This is a genomic window from Pseudoalteromonas sp. Xi13 (assembly GCF_003952205.1).
Lineage (GTDB): Bacteria > Pseudomonadota > Gammaproteobacteria > Enterobacterales > Alteromonadaceae > Pseudoalteromonas > Pseudoalteromonas atlantica.
Map to the genome: position 1 here is coordinate 1,328,485 of NZ_CP034439.1, position 19,016 is coordinate 1,347,500.

At 41.2% G+C, this 19,016-nt stretch carries 14 protein-coding genes and 8 tRNA genes; 17 read left to right on the forward strand and 5 right to left on the reverse strand.

Going from position 1 to position 19,016, the window contains the following annotated elements; translation table 11 throughout:
* The first annotated feature begins 119 nt into the window (after positions 1-119).
* From EJ103_RS06035 to EJ103_RS06050, 4 genes are all read left to right on the forward strand, one after another.
* The gene (locus EJ103_RS06035) at positions 120-947 is read left to right on the forward strand and encodes an ABC transporter permease subunit (protein ID WP_024033655.1); all 828 of its coding nucleotides are present in this window, start codon (positions 120-122) and stop codon (positions 945-947) included.
* Complete coding sequence (locus tag EJ103_RS06040) at positions 944-1,852, forward strand: ABC transporter ATP-binding protein (protein WP_024033654.1); 909 nt, start codon at positions 944-946, stop codon at positions 1,850-1,852. The genes EJ103_RS06035 and EJ103_RS06040 overlap by 4 nt, the downstream gene beginning before the upstream one ends.
* On the forward strand, positions 1,852-2,226 hold the full coding sequence (locus EJ103_RS06045; RefSeq protein ID WP_004589518.1) for a PH domain-containing protein: 375 nt from the start codon (positions 1,852-1,854) through the stop codon (positions 2,224-2,226). The genes EJ103_RS06040 and EJ103_RS06045 overlap by 1 nt, the downstream gene beginning before the upstream one ends.
* Before the next feature lie 199 nt (positions 2,227-2,425).
* Positions 2,426-3,220: a putative porin gene (locus EJ103_RS06050; protein WP_004589517.1), complete on the forward strand. Its 795-nt coding sequence runs from the start codon at positions 2,426-2,428 to the stop codon at positions 3,218-3,220.
* Positions 3,221-3,308: 88 nt separating this feature from the next.
* Here EJ103_RS06050 and EJ103_RS06055 read toward each other — a convergent pair whose 3' ends face one another.
* Positions 3,309-5,156 carry a M2 family metallopeptidase gene (locus tag EJ103_RS06055; protein WP_126006542.1) on the reverse strand — a complete coding sequence of 616 codons (1,848 nt, stop codon included), beginning with the start codon at positions 5,154-5,156 and terminating at the stop codon, positions 3,309-3,311.
* 167 nt (positions 5,157-5,323) lie between these two features.
* Between EJ103_RS06055 and EJ103_RS06060 the strand changes: the two genes are divergently transcribed.
* Positions 5,324-7,600, forward strand: a complete 2,277-nt coding sequence (locus tag EJ103_RS06060) for an acyl-CoA dehydrogenase (RefSeq protein ID WP_126006544.1) — start codon at positions 5,324-5,326, stop codon at positions 7,598-7,600.
* Positions 7,601-7,666: 66 nt separating this feature from the next.
* Here EJ103_RS06060 and EJ103_RS06065 read toward each other — a convergent pair whose 3' ends face one another.
* Both EJ103_RS06065 and cysK read right to left on the reverse strand, forming a co-directional pair.
* Positions 7,667-8,101: a hypothetical protein gene (locus tag EJ103_RS06065; protein ID WP_029773124.1), complete on the reverse strand. Its 435-nt coding sequence runs from the start codon at positions 8,099-8,101 to the stop codon at positions 7,667-7,669.
* A gap of 146 nt (positions 8,102-8,247) precedes the next feature.
* Positions 8,248-9,216 carry a cysteine synthase A gene (gene cysK / locus EJ103_RS06070; protein WP_004589513.1) on the reverse strand — a complete coding sequence of 323 codons (969 nt, stop codon included), beginning with the start codon at positions 9,214-9,216 and terminating at the stop codon, positions 8,248-8,250.
* A gap of 366 nt (positions 9,217-9,582) precedes the next feature.
* Between cysK and EJ103_RS06075 the strand changes: the two genes are divergently transcribed.
* From EJ103_RS06075 to EJ103_RS06130, 12 genes are all read left to right on the forward strand, one after another.
* Positions 9,583-10,734, forward strand: a complete 1,152-nt coding sequence (locus tag EJ103_RS06075) for a dicarboxylate/amino acid:cation symporter (RefSeq protein ID WP_024033649.1) — start codon at positions 9,583-9,585, stop codon at positions 10,732-10,734.
* Between the two features lie 158 nt (positions 10,735-10,892).
* Positions 10,893-11,543, forward strand: a complete 651-nt coding sequence (gene uvrY, locus EJ103_RS06080) for a UvrY/SirA/GacA family response regulator transcription factor (protein WP_004589511.1) — start codon at positions 10,893-10,895, stop codon at positions 11,541-11,543.
* A gap of 11 nt (positions 11,544-11,554) precedes the next feature.
* Positions 11,555-13,378: an excinuclease ABC subunit UvrC gene (gene uvrC / locus EJ103_RS06085; protein WP_004589510.1), complete on the forward strand. Its 1,824-nt coding sequence runs from the start codon at positions 11,555-11,557 to the stop codon at positions 13,376-13,378.
* Between the two features lie 42 nt (positions 13,379-13,420).
* Complete coding sequence (gene pgsA / locus EJ103_RS06090; protein ID WP_024033647.1) at positions 13,421-13,966, forward strand: CDP-diacylglycerol--glycerol-3-phosphate 3-phosphatidyltransferase; 546 nt, start codon at positions 13,421-13,423, stop codon at positions 13,964-13,966.
* A 208-nt stretch (positions 13,967-14,174) separates the two neighbouring features.
* Positions 14,175-14,250 (forward strand) — tRNA-Gly (locus EJ103_RS06095).
* A 27-nt stretch (positions 14,251-14,277) separates the two neighbouring features.
* Positions 14,278-14,351: transfer RNA gene (locus EJ103_RS06100), tRNA-Cys, on the forward strand.
* A gap of 36 nt (positions 14,352-14,387) precedes the next feature.
* Positions 14,388-14,474, forward strand: a tRNA-Leu gene (locus EJ103_RS06105).
* Between the two features lie 90 nt (positions 14,475-14,564).
* Positions 14,565-14,640 (forward strand) — tRNA-Gly (locus tag EJ103_RS06110).
* Positions 14,641-14,679: 39 nt separating this feature from the next.
* A tRNA-Leu gene (locus EJ103_RS06115) sits at positions 14,680-14,766 on the forward strand.
* A 60-nt stretch (positions 14,767-14,826) separates the two neighbouring features.
* A tRNA-Gly gene (locus EJ103_RS06120) sits at positions 14,827-14,902 on the forward strand.
* Positions 14,903-14,921: 19 nt separating this feature from the next.
* Positions 14,922-14,995 (forward strand) — tRNA-Cys (locus EJ103_RS06125).
* Between the two features lie 37 nt (positions 14,996-15,032).
* A tRNA-Leu gene (locus tag EJ103_RS06130) sits at positions 15,033-15,119 on the forward strand.
* Between the two features lie 542 nt (positions 15,120-15,661).
* Here EJ103_RS06130 and EJ103_RS06135 read toward each other — a convergent pair.
* Entirely contained in the window at positions 15,662-17,257 is a 1,596-nt protein-coding gene (locus EJ103_RS06135; protein ID WP_096739834.1) for a BCCT family transporter, read from the reverse strand.
* Between the two features lie 182 nt (positions 17,258-17,439).
* On the reverse strand, positions 17,440-18,855 hold the full coding sequence (locus EJ103_RS06140) for a sodium:alanine symporter family protein (RefSeq protein ID WP_126006545.1): 1,416 nt from the start codon (positions 18,853-18,855) through the stop codon (positions 17,440-17,442).
* Between the last annotated feature and the right edge of the window lie 161 nt (positions 18,856-19,016).

The following is a 19,016-nucleotide window of genomic DNA, read 5'->3' on the forward strand; positions in this document are numbered from 1 at the left end:
TTTGTTACAAAGCTCACGTATTGTGAGCTTTTTTTTGCTGGTAATTCAAGGTGTTTACACTTACTGTTGTTACATTACGCTTTATTTTAAAGCATGAGCAACGTCATTAAGGAAAGCCAATGGCAACATCATCATTAGTGAACATAGGGCGATTAACCCAAATAGCGGGTTTTGAGCTAGTACGTATGTTTTTAACCAAGCGCGGCTTAATTGCTATGGCCGCCTTTGCCCTTGTGTGGTTACTTATTTTACGCTACCCGATAGGCCAAGCCGTCAGCATTATTAGTGCCCCCAATTTTGAACAAATGGCACGCGATATTTCAGGCAGTATTGGTTTAAGTAAGTTGCTTGATTGGCCTGAGGCCGAATTTGCTATGTACTGGCTAATCGCTTTGTACAGCTTTCCACTGTTTGCTATTTTTATATCAAGCGATCAAACCGTTGGCGATAGAGAGCGTGGCACATTACGGTTTTTATCATTGCGCTCTACACGGTTTGAAATTTTATTTGGCCGTTTTTTAGGTCAGCTTGGTGTGTTAGCGTGTTTATTAGCTATTACCCTAGTGGCAACCCTTGGTGTACTTGGTTACAGAGAGCCTAGCCTATTAATGGGTGGGTTAAGCCGTGCGGTTTCTATATTTATAATAATGGTGGTGGTACTTAGCCCGTTTGTGGCATTAATGAGTTTGATTAACACGTTTGCTCGCTCGTCGCGTTTAGCAATTGTATTAGCCATTTTATATTTTGCTGGTGGCGGCATTATTGTGGGTATATTGGCGTGGCAAGTACCGGCTCTAAATGCGCTCGATTACCTTTTCCCAGGGGTTAATTCTGAACTTTTAGCTGGGCAAAACCTACCTTTATTGAGTGCCTTAGGTGTGCCGCTTATTCAAAGCGCTGTATTTATAGCGATTGCGCATCGAATATTTACAAGGAGTTCGCTATGAGCGTATTAATAAAAGCCAGCGGCTTGAGTAAATCGTATGGCGCAAAGCAAGCACTTAACAACGTAAGCTTTGAAATTCAAAAAGGCGCACCTGTGGCGTTAGTGGGCCCAAATGGAGCCGGTAAAACCACATTATTTAGTTTATTGTGCGGCTATATTAACCCAAGCCACGGTGAGCTCAGTATTTTAGGGCATAAGCCTGGTAGTGCCGCGTTGTTCAACCAAGTGAGTGCATTACCGCAAGATGCGCAGTTAGATCCGCGTTTTAATATAGATAAGCAACTGGCGTTTTATGGCAAGCTTCAAGGCATGGGCGCTAAACAAAGCCACAATGAAGCGCTGCGGGTACTTGATTTGGTTGGCTTAAAAGAAGTCGCTAAACAGCGTGCGGGCGATTTATCTCACGGTATGCGCAAACGGGTAACGATAGCGCAAGCGCTGATTGGCTCGCCGAAAATAGTGATGCTTGATGAAGCCACAGCAGGGCTTGACCCTATTCATGCCAGAGAGGTGCGAGAGCTGGTATCGAGCTTAAGCGATGAAGCCACCTTTATTTTAAGTTCGCACGATTTAACCGAACTTGAGCGATTATGCTCCCAAGTGCTGCACCTAGATAAGGGCATTTTGAGCGAGCACCAAACAAAAGACAACAATACGCATACTCACTTTTATACCTTAATGCTCAACGAGGCGTATCAAAATGTGGAGCAGCAACTGCAGGCGTTAGCAGGTGTAAGCCGTGTGTATATGAGCCAACATAAAGAATACGTGATTGAGTACCAGCCAACCGGTGAGCCACTTGATATTGCTTTATTAAACTTTTGCCATCAACAAAACTGGCAATATAGGCAGTTAGTAAATGGTCACACCTTAGAAAATCAAATATTTACACAGGAGAAAGCATAATGGGACTACTCAGTGGTTTAATGGGAAATGCAAGCGAAGTAGATGATTCTGATTTAGAAAAAGTACTTGCTAATACCCTAATAGATGGCGAACAAGTAGAAAAAGCCTATAAGGTGATTCGCGATATGTTTATTTTTACTAATAAGCGTTTAATTTTAATTGATAAGCAAGGTATGACCGGCTCTAAAATGGAAATGGTGAGTATTGCTTATTCTAAAATTACTAAGTTTAGTAAAGAAAGTGCAGGGCACTTTGATTTAGATGCAGAGCTTAAAATTTGGATTGGTTCAGACCCAACGCCTATTAGTAAAGAGTTTAAATCGGGCGATAATATTAACGAAGTTTATCGTGTAATAAGTCAGCATGCACTTTAGTTTGCTGAACATGTTTTAAGTAGTTGTTGACTGTATGTTGCAACTACTTTAAATTTACAGTTTCTTACACCTACTTACAATTAACTTAATAAATACAACTGCTTAATTAAGTTTTCATTCAGTTTCTCAGCGTTAGCATGTCCCCACTTTAGTCAATGAGCTAAAGCATAAAAAGCAATGCACAAAGGGAAGTCTTACAATGAAAAAATTAGCAGTTATTATTTCAAGCATTTTATTATCTAGCACTGCGGCTGCTGCAGACAGCTACAATTCAATCAGTAATTTAAGCTACAAAGATAGCGATAACAACGACACCGTTGCTGTAGATTCTATTTATTACCTATCTCCTAAAAAAACATTAGGTCCGTACGATCAGTTTGAGTACATTAATAAACAAACTAACGTTTACGGCGGTTATGCTGATGACGACTTTGGCGATGTTACTAACATTGGTGGTGAATACTTTATTAATGAATTTGTTGTTGGCGCATCTTACGAAAACCTTGACCCAGATTCGGGCTCTAACGGTGAGCTTTACAAGCTAACTGGTGGCTACTTCTTTAACCCTGATTTATTAGCAAAAGTAACGCTTGTTGAAAACAAAGACGGCGATGACTTTGCTTTGTTTGATTTAGCATACAACCACATGCTAAACAGCACAGACTACGTAGGTGTAACACTTACATCTGATGACGACTTTGATTACCGCGCTGTTGCAGCTAAGTACTTTATTGACTTACAGCAAGGTAACTTTTTAACGTTTGAAGGTAAATACGAGAGCATTGAAGATGCAGAAAACCAGTGGGTAGCAGAAACTAACTACTACTTCTCAAAAGCAACCTCGGTATTTGCTAACTACAACAAGCAAGATACATACAGCTTTGGTGCTCAGCACTTCATCAATAAAAACATTGGTCTTAAAGTAGGTTACGAGAACAATGCAGATGACTCTGATAACGATGCATACTTTGCAAACATGCGTTTTCAGTTTTAATTAAGCCCTGTACTTAATTAAAAGCATAAAAAGCCCGCTACTGTAGCGGGCTTTGTTATTTCAAATTAAATTAACCGTGGTAAAAGTTTTACCAGCCGCAATTACGGTCTTTGTTCTGCTCATCTAAATAGCGTTGCAGCGGTGCAAAGTAATCAAGCATAGCGGTTGCATCCATTTGCGGCTTGCCAGTGATGCTTTCAAGGGCTTCTTGCCATGGACGAGAAGAGCCCATTTCTAGCATTGCGTTTAGCTTATCCCCTGCTTCTTTTGAATTATAAATAGAGCAGCGGTGAATGGCTTTATCGTTACCGGCTATTTCACATAAGCTACGGTGAAATTCAAACTGTAAAATATGCGCTAAAAAGTAACGTGTATAAGGGGTGTTGCCCGGTACGTGGTATTTAGCTCCTGGATCAAAGTCGTCTTCGCTACGTGCAATAGGCGCTTTCACACCTTGGTATTTTTCACGTAGCTCCCACCACGCTTTATTATAATCTTGTGGCTTTACTTGGCCCGAAAGTACCTGCCAGCGCCATTGATCAACCATTAAGCTAAAGGGCACAAAGGCGACTTTATCTAGCGCCATTTTCATTAGTAAGCCAATGTCTTTTGACTCATCAGGTACTTGCTCAAGTAAACCAATTTCTTTTAAGTAACCGGGTGTAACCGATAAAGCAATGGTGTCGCCAATGGCTTCGTGAAAACCATCGTTGGCACTTTCTTGATAAAATAAAGGCTGTTTATTATAAGCGCGCTGATAAAAGTTGTGGCCTAGCTCATGGTGAATAACAGAAAATTCTTCGCCGGTGCGTTGAATACACATTTTAATGCGTAAGTCGTCTTTGCTATCTATATTCCAAGCAGAGGCATGACACTGCACGTCTCTGTCTTTTGGTTTTACAAATAACGAACGCTCGTAAAAGGTCTCTGGCAATGGCTCAAACCCCATTGAGGTAAAAAAGGTTTCAGCACCTTTAACCATTTTTAGCTCGTCGTAATTATTTTTAGCTAAAAGCTCGGTAACATCGTAACCCGGATCGGCGTTTTCTGGCGCGACCACATCGTAAATGTTACCCCACGCTTGTGCCCACATGTTTCCTAATAAATGCGCAGGAATAGGCTCATCTTGGGCTACTTTGTCGGTGCCGTATTTTTCGCCTAATTTAGCGCGTACATGGCAATGTAGTGAGTTATAAAGTGGCTTTACTTGCCCCCAAATGCGGTCAAGCTCGGTTGTAAAGTCATCGGCTGGCATATCGTACTTGCTGCGCCACATTGCGCCGGTATCAGCATAACCTAGCTCTTTAGCCCCTTCGTTTGTTAGGGTTACTTGCTGCTCGTAAAGTGGACGCATTGGCTTTGAAATTTGACGCCACCCTTGCCATAAATCAAGTAGCTCGTTGTAATCACGGCTGGTGGCCATTTTTGCGGTCATATCACCAAGGCTTAAACAGCTGCCATCGTCTTTACAGTATTTACCTTTACCGTATAAACCACCTAGTTCTGCCACAATAGTTGAAAGTTGGGCTGTTTTTTCGGCGTCCTGAGGAGCGGGTAAAGTAAGCGCAAGTTTAAGTTTATTAAGCTTGCGGCGTGCATCGTAATCAAGCGCTAAGTCGTCAAATTGGGCTGCCTGATTGGCTAAACGTACGACCGACTCGGTCATTTTACGATTAACCTCGGCAGATAACGCCGAGGTGTCGTGTGTTATAAAGTTTGCGTAAATCCACTCAGCGCGGCTCGACTCTAGGTAAAGCTCACTTAGCTCTTGCTCGGCTTTGGCAATAAATGCATTGGCATCTTGTTTTGTAAGAGGCTTCTCGGTCTGTGCTGAATCGGTAGTGTCTATGGCTATTTCTGCTTCGCAGGCGGTTAGCGCTAATGTACTTGCGACTATGAGGGCGCTCATACTTAATTTAAAGCGTGGCGTGTTCATTGTATTCCTTTGGTTTATTGTTATTAAGAAAGTGATAATAGCAGCGATGTTTAAAACAATAAAATTAATACGTTAAGGTGTGTGGTGCATCGCGCAATGATTGTATTTAAACTAAGATGGGTCATAATTAAGTTACTATTTTCATTCAATGTAAAAGGAATGTGCTCATGTCAGTATTTATAATATTGCTGGTCGTGGTGGTGGTTATTTTTGCAGTCAAAGATATTCGCCTTAACCTGATCAGCCGTCCTACTTTTAAAATGTTTAAAAAGGTACTTCCGCCGCTCTCGCAAACTGAGCGAGAGGCAATGGAAGCCGGCGATGTATGGTGGGATGGTGAGCTATTTAGTGGTAATCCAGATTGGCAAAAACTGCATAACTTTCCAAGGCCTGAGCTTAGCGATAAAGAAAATGACTTTATGGGTAATCAGGTGAACACGCTACTGGCGATGCTAGATGATTACCAAATTGTACAAAAAGACAAAGACCTACCAAAAGAAGTCTGGGATTACTTAAAAACAGAGGGCTTTTTTGCGCTGATCATTCCTGAAAAATTTGGCGGACGTGAGTTCTCTGCCATTGCTAATTCAACCATAGTGTCAAAAATTGCCACAAAAAGCTTAACTGCGGCGGTTACGGTTATGGTGCCTAATAGCTTAGGCCCAGGCGAGTTGTTACTGCATTATGGCACAAAAGAGCAACAAGACCGTTGGCTGCCAAGCCTTGCAAGTGGTAAAGATGTACCGTGTTTTGCACTTACAGGCCCAGAAGCAGGCTCTGATGCCGGCAGTATTCCCGACTCAGGCGTAGTGTGTAAAGGGCAGCATAATGGTGAAGAAGTTATAGGCCTGCGTTTAAATTGGTCTAAGCGTTATATTACGCTTGCGCCGGTGGCAACCGTACTTGGCCTTGCCTTTAAAATGTATGACCCAGATGGGTTATTAGGCGATGAGAAAGAGCTAGGTATTACCTGTGCGCTAATTCCTACAGATCATGAAGGGGTAGAAACGGGTGAGCGCCATTATCCATTAAACATGGCATTCATGAACGGAACTACCTACGGTAAAGATGTTTTTATTCCGCTAGATTGGATTATTGGCGGTGAGCAGGGCGCAGGACGAGGCTGGCGCATGTTGGTTGAGTGTTTAAGCGCTGGACGCGGTATTTCTTTACCTGCATTAAGCACCGCAACAGGGCATTTAGCCTCTAAAATGACCTCTGCTTACTCTGTGGTACGCCAACAGTTTGGTGTATCAATTGGCCAATTTGAAGGTGTACAAGAAGCCTTAGCACGTATTGGCGGGTTAACGTATACGTTAGAGTCTGCGCGTTTAATGACCGCAGGCGCAATAGATTTAAAACTTAGCCCATCGGTTGTTACCGCCATTGCAAAATACCATATGACCGAAATGGGGCGTACGGTAATGAACGATGCAATGGACATTCATTCTGGTAAAGGTATTCAAGTTGGGCCTAATAACTATTTAGCCCATGGTTACATGGGGATCCCGGTATCGATTACCGTTGAAGGGGCAAACATTTTAACCCGCAACTTAATGATTTTTGGCCAAGGTGCCACGCGTTGTCATCCGTTTGTGTTAAAAGAAATGGAAGCTGCCGCAATGGAAGACGATGATGCAGCACTTGATCAATTTGATAGTTTATTGATGAAGCACATTTTATTTGCTGCCAGTAACGCCGGCATGGCTTTTGTGCATGGTCTTACGCGAAGCTGTTTGGCAAAAGCGCCCGTGTGCGGTGCAACCGCTGTGTATTACAAACAGCTAAGCAGAATGAGCCGAGGGCTTGCTTTTACTACAGATGTAGCCATGTTGGTACTTGGTGGTGAGCTAAAGCGTAAAGAGATGATTTCGGCGCGTTTAGGCGATGTGCTTAGCCATTTATATTTAGCGTCTACTGTATTAAAGCGCTTTGAAGATGAAGGGCGCCAACAGGCTGATTTACCTTTTGTGAAATACGCTATTGAAAATTCTCTTTATGAGATAGGCCAAGCGTTTGATGGTTTTTTCAAAAACTTTTCAAATCCGGTGGTTAACTTTTTACTTAAACGCATTGTGTTTCCGCTGGGGAATCACTACCACAAGCCAAGTGATGAAACAGCCCAAAGTATTTGCGAGCATATGACGCAACCTGGGGTGTTTAGAAACCGCTTAACGCACTTATGTTATGTAGATGAAAATGCGGGCACGGGCGTGATGGAAAATGCATTTTTAGCTATGCACGATATGCAAACACAGTTTAAAGAGTTAAAAAACTGGCAACGCAGTGGTAAGGTCCCTGCAACACTCGACATAGAAGGCGCAATAAATTACGCACTAGAGAATGAGCTCCTTGCGCAAGCAGATGCCGATGCAATGCACCATACCAATAAACTAAGAAAACAAGCAATTGCCGTTGATAACTTTAAACCCGGTGAATTATAACGCTTAAGATAAGCGCTAAACGCAAAAAGGCCTTACATGTGTAAGGCCTTTTTTGTGGTGTATAAGTTAGCGTGCGTAAGGGTCTGCAACTATTTTATCTATATACCATTTCCCTTTTTTACGAAGCATTTTAACGCTGCGCATATCATCGACTTTATCGCCATTAAAGTAGCCTGTAAAAATGAGGTTTATTTTGGCGTTATCGCCATATTGTTCGCGTACGCTCATGTTGGTCATATCGACTTCAATTACTACTTCATCGTATTGCAGGTTTACTAAGTTGCGGGCAAATTGCTTAGCGGTGCCATAGGATTTCATAATCCGGCTTAGGTTAGGGGTGGCCATTGTGCTGGCTTTTTGTAAATCTTTTTGATTATACAATGCATCAAAGTAAGCGGTGGCTGTATCGCCCGGTGAGTCGCCCAGCGTTTGTACGCTATCGCCACAGGCGGCTAAAAATAAGCATACGATAAAACTTAAATAAGCTGTTATTTTTTTCATGTTGAATGTTTTTAATTAGTTTTTTTAAAGTGTGTGGTTAATTAAACAAGATGTAAAGCAGCACTGGGGAATAAATAGAAAATTGAATCATAAATAATAAAAAAGGATGCCATAAGCATCCTTTTAAGTATCTCAAGGAGAGAAGTTTACTGTACTAATTCTTGCTCGCTAAATTCTTCAGCAAACATTGGGCTAGACAGGTAACGCTCTGTGGCACTTGGTAAAATCACCACAATATTTTTATCAGCGTTTTCTGGCTTTTCAGCAAGGCGTTTAGCGGCAACAACAGCTGCGCCTGATGAAATACCCACTAAAATACCTTCTTTTTTCATTAGCTCATGAGCCATGGCAATAGCATCTTCGTTTGATACTTGCTCAGCACCATCAATCACACTTAAATCAAGGTTTCCAGGAATAAACCCTGCGCCAATACCTTGAATTTTATGTGGACCTGGTTTTACTTCTTCGCCTGCAAGCGTTTGGCTAATAACAGGTGAGTTAGTTGGCTCAACTGCAATCGCTTTAACATCTAGGCCTTTTTCATTTTTAAGGTAACGGCTAACACCTGTAATAGTACCGCCAGTGCCTACGCCTGCTACAAAAAAGTCTACTTTACCATCAAGCGCTTCAAAAATTTCTGGGCCGGTTGTTTCAAAGTGAATTTTAGGGTTAGCTGGGTTTTCAAACTGTTGTAATAAAATGTATTTTTCTGGATCTGTTGCTTGAATTTCTTTTGCTTTTTCAATTGCGCCATTCATACCTTTAGCGCCATCTGTAAGCACTAAGTTAGCGCCTAATGCTTTTAATAGTTTGCGGCGCTCTAGGCTCATTGTATTTGGCATGGTAAGTGTTAATTTGTAACCACGTGCTGCTGCAACAAATGCAAGGGCAATACCTGTATTACCCGATGTAGGTTCAATTAGTTCTTTACCTTCAACAAGCTGACCTGATTTTTCAGCTTCCCAAATCATTGATGCACCAATACGACATTTAATACTAAAGCTAGGATTACGCGATTCTACTTTAGCGTAAACGTTTCCGCCTGTTACGCGATTAAGTTTTACCAGTGGTGTATTACCAATGCTTAGTGAGTTATCTTCAAAAATAGTAGACATAATGTTCCTTTGGATACAATCTGATCAATGTGTTAATAGCCTTTGCTATTAACTATATAAATACACTTTACTGCGAGTTTAAAAAAACTAAAGTAAAGTTTGGCTATAACATATATCTATTGGGCTTATAACCAGCCGAAATAAAAATTAGTTATTATTGTTGCTTTAGTTATTAAAGATGCGGGCTCATTTTTAAATTTAAAGAGTAAATTTCGCCACGTAGTTAAAAAATGCTCAGAGTAGGCTAATTATTGCGATGTTTTTGTGTGTTATTTGCGCACATGAATATAACTTGAATACTTTTATCACACAATGCGCCTAAAACATGTTAAAAACACTCTATCTATATTCAACTAAGCAATCACAATGAAGTTAATCTTAAAATTAATTGCCGGTATTGTGGCCGGTATTTTGGTCGGGCTTTATGTGCCTCTTACAGGTGTTGAGCTTTTATTTACTGTTAAAGAACTTATTGGCCAACTTATTTCTTTTACCATCCCATTAATTATTTTATTTTTTATTGCTTCGGGCATTGCGGGCTTGCCTAAAGGGTCTGGCCATTTATTAGGTAAAACCGTTGGCTTTGCTTATAGCTCTACAGTAATTGCAGGTACGCTTGCCTTTTTATTAGTGAGTGCGGTTATTCCACTGCTAAGTGGCAATATTACGTTTGAAGCCGAAGTTGCCACTGAAATTGGCAGTTTTATTGATTTAGAAATTCCACCGCTGATGGGTGTAATGACAGCGCTTGTGACTGCATTTGTGTTTGGTATTGGCATGAGCCAACTTGAATTAGAAACACTTAAAAAAGTATCTGATCAGGGTCGCGATGTAATCGATGCTTTATTATCTAAAGTAATTATTCCGGCATTACCATTTTACATTGCAGGTGTATTTGCAGAAATGACCGTAGCAGGGACCGTGGTCGATACATTGCAAACCTTTGGTGTTGTGCTTATTGCTGCACTTGTAATGCACTGGCTGTGGCTAACCGTATTATATGTTTCTACGGGGATATTACTTAAACGTAACCCGTTGGAGCTCGTTAAAAATATGCTTCCTGCTTACTTTACAGCACTGGGGACAATGTCGAGCGCGGCAACCATTCCGGTGTCTTTGCAATCAAGCAAAGCAAATAACGTAAAAGAAGATGTAGCAAACTTTACAGTGCCACTGTGCGCTACTATTCATTTATCGGGTTCTACCATTACGATTGTGACGTGTGCAATGGCCGTCATGTTTTTATCGCCAAGCATGGAAGTACCTTCTTTAATGGGGATGCTGCCGTTTATTATGATGTTAGGGGTAGTAATGATTGCAGCGCCAGGTGCACCTGGTGGAGCAGTAATGTCGGCGCTCGGTTTATTAACTAGTATGCTTGGCTTTAACGAAGGCGCTGTTGCACTTATGATTGCACTTTACCTTGCGCAAGATAGCTTTGGTACTGCGTGTAATGTAACAGGCGATGGTATTATTGCCCTATGGGTAGACCGTTTTAGCGAAAAAGCAGCGTCATAAAAAACTAAAGTACTGGTTTTTAGCAGTAGTAAAATAATGCTAAAAGATGAGTACACCTAAAGCGAAGCAATAATATTAGTTATTGTTTCGCTTTAACTGTGGTAATGTGGCAAATTAGATTGTTTGTCGCGTATTGTTAGGTTAATGAGGGTATTACATTGATTAATGTGCTTTTAGTTGATGACCATGAGCTGGTACGAACTGGTATAAAACGTATATTAGATGATGTACGTGGTTTTAAAGTGGTAGGCGAAGCTAAAGATGGAGAGGCTGCGGTACAGTTTTGTCGCCAGCACGCACCTAATATTGTATTAATGGATATGAACATGCCTGGCATGGGTGGCTTAGAGGCCACTAAAAAGATTTGTCGCTATTGCCCAGATGTAAAAATTATTGTGCTTACGGTTAATTGCGAAGACCCGTTTCCATCAAAAGTGATGCAAATTGGCGCGCATGGCTTTTTAACCAAAGGTGCAGGCTCTGATGAAATGGTTCGTGCTATACGGTCTGTTCATGCAGGCCAGCGTTATATCGCCCCAGAAATTGCACAACAAATTGCCCTTGCACAAGTAACAGGGCGTACCGATGAAAACCCTTTTCAAAGCTTATCTGAGCGCGAGCTACAAATTATGCTAATGATCACCAAAGGTGAAAAAGCTCAAGATATTGCAGAGCGCTTAAATTTAAGCTCAAAAACAGTGAACAGCTACCGTTACCGTATGTTTGAAAAATTAAACGTAGGGGGCGACGTTGAGCTTACTCATTTGGCTATTCGCCATAAAATGATTGATATAGACGTATCTCATTAATTTTTTAATTTATGTCTGAATTCGATCACGCCCAATTTTTAAAAACGCTATCAAGTGAACCGGGTGTATACCGTATGCTTGATAGTGAACAACAAGTTATTTATGTCGGTAAAGCTAAAAACTTAAAAAAACGAGTAAGTAGCTACTTTAGATCTAATCTAACCGACAGTAAAACCCGTGTGTTAGTGAGTAATATTTGCGATATTGAAGTTACGCTCACAAACACCGAAACCGAAGCCCTGCTACTTGAAAACAACCTTATAAAAAAATATCAGCCGCGTTATAACATTTTATTACGTGATGATAAGTCATACCCCTATATATTACTTACCAGTCATAAACATCCGCGTTTAGCCTTTCATAGAGGCAGCCGCAAGGTAAAAGGCGAGTACTTTGGGCCTTTCCCAAGTGCTGGCGCAGTGTCGGAAAGTTTGCGTTTAATGCAAAAAATATTTCCTGTACGTCAGTGCGAAGATGCCTATTACCGTGCCAGAAGCCGCCCGTGTTTACAGTATCAGCTAAAGCGCTGCTCAGCACCGTGTGTTAATAAAGTGACAGAGCAAGAGTACGGCGAACAAGTTGATTATGTACGTAAGTTTTTAACAGGTAAGTCGCACGAAGTTATAGCCGATTTAATAAAAAAAATGGAAGCGGCGAGTAAAGACCTTAACTTTGAGCTCGCAGCTAAAGTGCGTGACCAAATTATGCTACTGCGCAAAATGCAGGAGCAGCAGTCTATTTCAGGTAATTTTGCTGAAATGGATGTGGTAGGTTTTGCGCACTTAAATGGATTAAACGGGATTCATTTATTAATGATCCGTGATCATAAAGTGCTAGGCAGTAAAACCTATTTTCCAAAAGTGCCTAAAGATTCGGGACAAGAGGAAATACTCACTTCGTTTTTAGGGCAATATTATTTAGCGCCTGGTGCGACAGGGCGCATAGCAAAAGAAATTATTTTACCGTTCGAGATTGAAGAAAGTAGCGCATTGAGTGAAGCTCTTACGCAAATTAGTGAGCGTAAAGTATCGCTTAAAGTGGTTACCCGCGGAGAGCGAGCACAATACCTTCAGCTTGCTAATAAAAACGCATTAAACAGCATTACCGTTAAACAAAGTACGCAAGACTCTATAAACAAACGTTATGCACAATTAAAAGCGACCCTAGGCTTAGATGATATAAACAGAATGGAATGTTTTGATATCAGCCATACCATGGGGGAGAACACAGTAGCCAGTTGTGTAGTATTTGATTCGCAAGGGCCAAATAACAAAGAGTACAGACGCTACAACGTAACGGGTATAACCGGCGGTGATGATTACGCGGCAATGGAGTTTGCACTGAACAAACGCTACAACAAAGTGGTAGATGAAGACAAAATCCCTGACGTTATATTCATTGACGGTGGTAAAGGGCAACTAGGCCGTGCAGAGCAGTATTTTGCCACGTGGCCACATGCTAAAATGCCGCTGTTAGTAGGTGTAGCAAAAGGCACAAGCAGAAAGCCAGGCCTTGAAACCTTATTAATTGATGGCGGGCGAAAAACGATTCCTATGGATTCGGATGCGCCAGCACTTCATTTAATCCAGCATATTCGCGATGAGTCGCACCGATTTGCCATTGCAGGGCACCGTAATAAGCGCCAAAAACAGCGCACGCAATCATTATTAGAAGAGATCAACGGAGTAGGTTCTAAGCGCCGCCAAACATTATTAAAATATTTAGGGGGCATGCAAGGGGTAAAAGCTGCTAATATAGAACAGTTAAAGAAAGTTCCTGGGATCAGTCCTGACATGGCTGAGAAGATATTTAACCATTTGCATGACAAGGGCTAGCCCTTCATGCGAATATAGAAAAAAAGACATATCCAAGTAGTTATGTGGAATATTCCAAACACACTCACAACCTTTAGACTTTTTCTTATCCCCATATTTTTGGTGATATTTTACTTGCCTTATAGCTGGGCGTTTTTTGCTGCCGCTTTTATTTTTTGGCTTGCATCAATCACCGATATACTTGATGGCTATTTAGCACGAAAGCTAGAGCAATCTACGCCTTTTGGTGCGTTTTTAGACCCTGTAGCCGATAAGGTTATGGTGTGTGCTGCACTTGTTGCGCTCTCTGATCATTATCAGTCTATGTATATGACGATTCCGGCACTTATTATTATTAGCCGTGAAATAGTGATATCTGCATTACGTGAATGGATGGCCGAACAAGGCAAACGTGGAAACGTTGCGGTATCAAATATGGGCAAAATAAAAACCGCGGCGCAAATGCTGGCGATTATTGGCCTAATTTGGCAATACGATACGTGGATGATCTATTTAAGTTTTGCTTTATTGTATATAGCCACCTATTTAACACTGAGCTCTATGGTGCAATATTTAATGGCTGCATGGAGTGAATTGACCAAAAATTGATTGTAAACGTCTAATAACGCACCGTTTTAGATAAAAAATAATCAAACAGTTCAAAAGTGGCATTTTTTGTGTTGACGCGTTTAATAATCTCTGTAGAATGCGTCCGTGTTGAGAGGGCATAGCCCCTAAGATAAAGAAAACTAAAGTTACTTAGTTAGCAGCGTAAACATCGCAAGGTGTTGAATAACGCAGATAATTAAATAATAATGCGGCACTAGCTCAGTTGGTAGAGCGCGACCTTGCCAAGGTCGAGGTCACGAGTTCGAGCCTCGTGTGCCGCTCCAAGTTTTCATTAGGTTGTCCAACGGTTTGGCGGAATGGCAGAGTGGCCATGCAGCGGATTGCAAATCCGTCCACCTCGGTTCGACTCCGGGTTCCGCCTCCATTCAACACTCCACATGCTTTAAATAGCAAACTCGATGCCCGAGTGGTGGAATTGGTAGACACAAGGGATTTAAAATCCCTCGACTAACAAGTCGTGCCGGTTCAAGTCCGGCCTCGGGCACCACTTTGTGGTTTAATTACATCGCCAAGTGTAATTTATAAAAACAATGTTACATAAATTAGTTTATGTAATTAAATTTAGAATTAATATGATGCGGCACTAGCTCAGTTGGTAGAGCGCGACCTTGCCAAGGTCGAGGTCACGAGTTCGAGCCTCGTGTGCCGCTCCATATTAGTTTTATCCACTTGCTTTAAATAGCAAACTCGATGCCCGAGTGGTGGAATTGGTAGACACAAGGGATTTAAAATCCCTCGACTAACAAGTCGTGCCGGTTCAAGTCCGGCCTCGGGCACCACTTTTAATTATTCTACCAAGATAATTGAAAGTTAGATAAAATATTAATAAAAAGTTTAACGCGGCACTAGCTCAGTTGGTAGAGCGCGACCTTGCCAAGGTCGAGGTCACGAGTTCGAGCCTCGTGTGCCGCTCCAAATTATTTGGAAGCGTTAAGGCGGAATGGCAGAGTGGCCATGCAGCGGATTGCAAATCCGTCCACCTCGGTTCGACTCCGGGTTCCGCCTCCATTTAATTACTCCACATGCTTTAAATAGCAAACTCGATGCCCGAGTGGTGGAATTGGTAGACACAAGGGATTTAAAATCCCTCGACTAACAAGTCGTGCCGGTTCAAGTCCGGCCTCGGGCACCACTTTTACTAAAGTCCTTTTAGTAAATGAATATTCCCTATTTTAAATAAATACCCATCTGTTATATAACAATCACTTTGTTTATGTTTTTGCCTATTCCTTAAAAATTAATAGCACTTGGCTTAATTAAGTGACTAATTTTAAGGCAGACAATCGTGCTTAAAGCAAAGCATACGTATTGTTGTACGTTAGCGTTAGTTGATTAAACCTACATTACTTTCCCTATACCCCTTTGCTGCTGATATAGGGTACTTTTAACGCCGTTTACATCCAATTCAGTTCCATCAAAGCAATTTTGCATACATACGCGACTACCTGATGATATAAACTTGATAGCTAAAGGTGCAACTAATAGCAATTGGTTGTTATGCGCTGATATGTGCGCTCTATTTATTTAAAACAACGTGTTTTAGAGGTGTATTGCCAAAGCTAAACAGTTTGATAATTAAATACGTTCGTTAATGTATTAGCTGAAGTGTAGGTAAGGGAGGAAATAAAGTGCAAAGCAAAGCGACACAAGGCCGCTTTGCTAAAGTACATAATGCTATAACTTTGTTTGTGCCTTATAAATGGGGTATTCGCTCATTAAACCTTGAATAAGCGCAACGCACATTAAAATAAGCACAATTGAGAAAGGTAAAGCAGTGGTTACTACTCCAGATTGCAGAGCCTGCAAGGCCTGAGAGCCACCTACCCACAGTAATACGGCGGCTATTGCCCCTTCAATCGATGCCCAAAATATACGTTGTGGTACCGGCGCATCAATTTTTCCGCCAGCGGTTATGCCATCTATTACAAGTGAACCAGAATCAGAAGAGGTAATAAAAAACACTAAAACAAGCACAATTGAGATCACACTAATAAGGCCACTAAGCGGAAGCTGCTCATAAACCTGAAATAGCGTTACAGAGATATCGGTTAACCCGTTTTGCCCAAGTGGGCCTACTTTATCAATAATTTGTGAAATCGCTAAATTACCAAATACCCCCATCCACACTAAGCTTAATAGTGTTGGCAGGCCAATGACGACTAATAAAAATTCTCGCACGGTACGGCCTCTAGAAACGCGGGCAATAAACATTCCTACAAACGGCGACCACGATATCCACCATGCCCAGTAAAATACTGTCCAGGCATGCATCCAGTCTTCATCTTCACGGCCAAACGGATTACTAAGCGGAACCATATGTTCTACATATGCACCAAAGGTAAACCATATTGCTGTGATTGAGTCACTAAAAGTAAGCGATATTATGGCTACAAGTAAAATAAATGCACATATAAGATTGATGTTACTAAGTACTTTCACACCCCCTTCAATGCCTTTAATAACAGAAACAATAGCAATACAGGTAACGAGTGCTATAACTGTAATTTGAAAAGCGGTGCCGTAGTCAGTGCCCATTAAATAATTAATACCACTTGTTGCTTGCTGTGCCCCTAAACCAAGAGACGTTGCTAAACCAAAAAGCGTGGAAAGTACAGCAAGTATATCAATAACGTGACCAAGCCAGCCCCATGCACGATCGCCAAATAAGGGATAAAACACGGAGCGTATAGATAAAGGAAGGCCTTTATTGTAAGCAAAAAACGCTAAGCTAAGTGCAACAATGGCGTAAATTGCCCAACCATGTAAGCCCCAGTGATACATGGTGGCGCCCATGGCTAAAGAGTGCGCTTCTGGGGTATTTGGCTCTGCGTTCATTGGCATTAAATACCAATCAGTATAATAGGCTGCGGGCTCTGCAACACCCCAAAATAGTAAACCAATCCCCATTCCTGCGGCAAATAACATTGCCAGCCATGAGAGATAACCATGTTCAGGTTTTGCATCAACACCCCCTAAGCGAATTTTACCCAGAGGGGAGAGCGCAAGTGCAAAGCAAAATAATACGAAACCATTAGCAATCAACATGAAGTAGCTATCAAATTTATTGATAATGGCATCTTTAGTTGAGGTAAGTGCTTCCCTGACCACTTCAGGGTCAAGTAATAAGGTAAGGGCAACAAATAGTATGACTAAAAATGCGCTTATTCCAAACACTGGGTTATGAACATCAAACCCCCATTTTTGTACGTTATCTTGACCTACCTGATAATCGGTAGTGTCAATACTGTATTTGTTCAATTGGTCATCCATCATGACTCCTTTATATTATAGATAACAAACTTCAATTTTATAGTACGTAAGTAAATCAAAAAGCGCCTATTACTGATATTTAATTATGGTATATATCTCTGAAATACATTAATAAATTTTTATATAGTTTGAAAGGCAAAAAAAAGCGAGCTAATGCTCGCTTAATAATTTTTAATTTAGCGTTACTTCCACGCGTTAGGATCAACCTCTTTAGCAAGCTTAGGGTGCTTGTCTTTGTCAAACGTAGGTAATACACCTTGCTTGTTTTGCGCGTTGTAATCTTTTGATAACCACACAACAACGCCTGAAAGCATAAACAGTGCAACCACGTTTACAATAGCCATAAGACCCATAGAAATGTCAGCAAGTGTCCAAATAATACCTAGTTCACCAATGGCACCAAACATAACCATACCTAATACAAGTAATCTAAATATAAACATTCCTTTAGTAGAGTTGTGCTCTAAAAACATTAGGTTTGTTTCGGCATATGAGTAATTCGCGACAATAGAGGTAAATGCAAAAAACAAAATGGCAATGGCAATAAAGTAAGTACCCCAGTCACCTACGTGCTCTTGTAGTGCGGCTTGCGTTAACTCTATTCCTAATACACCCGATTCAGGCACAAGTTGATTAGACAGTAAGATTAATGAGGCAGTGGCTGTACAGATCACAATAGTATCTATAAATACACCTAGCATTTGCACATACCCTTGCGAGGCTGGGTGCGGTGGATAAGGTGTTGCCGTTGCTGCGGCATTGGCTGCGCTACCCATACCGGCTTCGTTTGAAAACAAACCGCGCTTAATACCTTGGATCATAGCTTGCGTTACACCATAGCCAATTGCACCGGCGCCTGTTTGCTCTAAACCAAAAGCACTTTTTATTATAAGTACAATAACATCAGGCAGGGCAGTAAAGTTAATCGCACATACATATATAGCAACTAGCAAATAGGCAAGCGCCATAAATGGAACAACCATTTCGGCAAAGCGTGATATTGTTTTTAATCCACCAAAAATAATGATGCCAGAGCCAATTACAAGTGCAATGCCTACTATATACTTAGGTACATCAAACGCTACTTCAAATGCGGCAGCAATAGAGTTTGACTGTACAGCATTAAATACCAGGCCAAAGGCTAAAATTAAGCATAATGAAAACAACACACCCATCCAGCGTTTGCCTAAACCACGCTCCATATAATAAGCAGGGCCGCCTCTAAAGTTGCCATCAGCGTCTTTAGTTTTATAAGCTTGCGCTAACGTACTTTCTGCAAAGCTAGTTGCCATACCTATTAAAGCAATCAACCACATCCAAAATATAGCCCCAGGGCCACCTAAATAAAGTGCCACGGCAACACCGGCCATATTACCTGTTCCAACACGCGCCGCTAAAGAAGTACAAAAAGCCTGAAAAGAAGAAATCTCATCTCCACCACATTTACGTGAGCCAAACATCACTTTAAACATATGAGGGAATTGTACAAATTGAATAAAGCCTAACCGAATGGTAAAAAAGACACCTGCTGCTATTAATAAGTAGACGAGAACTTGGCCCCAAAGTAAGGCACTTATACTATTTATTATATCTGTCATGAATACTACCTAAGTACATGAGTTGAAAAAGTGCTGGCAACTTACCATAACAAATCAAAAGAGTTTAGTTTTAAAAGCAAAAAAGCAGTCTTATCCACAGGCTTTTGTGGGTAACATGTGTTTTTAATGTGGGGTTCTTATGGGTATAAATTAAATGCAAT

Coding starts and splice junctions, on each gene's coding strand:
- cysK (WP_004589513.1), bottom strand. CDS start 9,216: ATGTCTACTATTTTTGAAGATAACTCACTAAGCATTGGTAATACACCA.
- EJ103_RS06050 (WP_004589517.1), top strand. CDS start 2,426: ATGAAAAAATTAGCAGTTATTATTTCAAGCATTTTATTATCTAGCACT.
- EJ103_RS06045 (WP_004589518.1), top strand. CDS start 1,852: ATGGGACTACTCAGTGGTTTAATGGGAAATGCAAGCGAAGTAGATGAT.
- EJ103_RS06040 (WP_024033654.1), top strand. CDS start 944: ATGAGCGTATTAATAAAAGCCAGCGGCTTGAGTAAATCGTATGGCGCA.
- EJ103_RS06035 (WP_024033655.1), top strand. CDS start 120: ATGGCAACATCATCATTAGTGAACATAGGGCGATTAACCCAAATAGCG.
- EJ103_RS06065 (WP_029773124.1), bottom strand. CDS start 8,101: ATGAAAAAAATAACAGCTTATTTAAGTTTTATCGTATGCTTATTTTTA.
- EJ103_RS06055 (WP_126006542.1), bottom strand. CDS start 5,156: ATGAACACGCCACGCTTTAAATTAAGTATGAGCGCCCTCATAGTCGCA.
- EJ103_RS06140 (WP_126006545.1), bottom strand. CDS start 18,855: ATGACAGATATAATAAATAGTATAAGTGCCTTACTTTGGGGCCAAGTT.
- EJ103_RS06075 (WP_024033649.1), top strand. CDS start 9,583: ATGAAGTTAATCTTAAAATTAATTGCCGGTATTGTGGCCGGTATTTTG.
- EJ103_RS06135 (WP_096739834.1), bottom strand. CDS start 17,257: ATGGATGACCAATTGAACAAATACAGTATTGACACTACCGATTATCAG.
- pgsA (WP_024033647.1), top strand. CDS start 13,421: ATGTGGAATATTCCAAACACACTCACAACCTTTAGACTTTTTCTTATC.
- EJ103_RS06060 (WP_126006544.1), top strand. CDS start 5,324: ATGTCAGTATTTATAATATTGCTGGTCGTGGTGGTGGTTATTTTTGCA.
- uvrC (WP_004589510.1), top strand. CDS start 11,555: ATGTCTGAATTCGATCACGCCCAATTTTTAAAAACGCTATCAAGTGAA.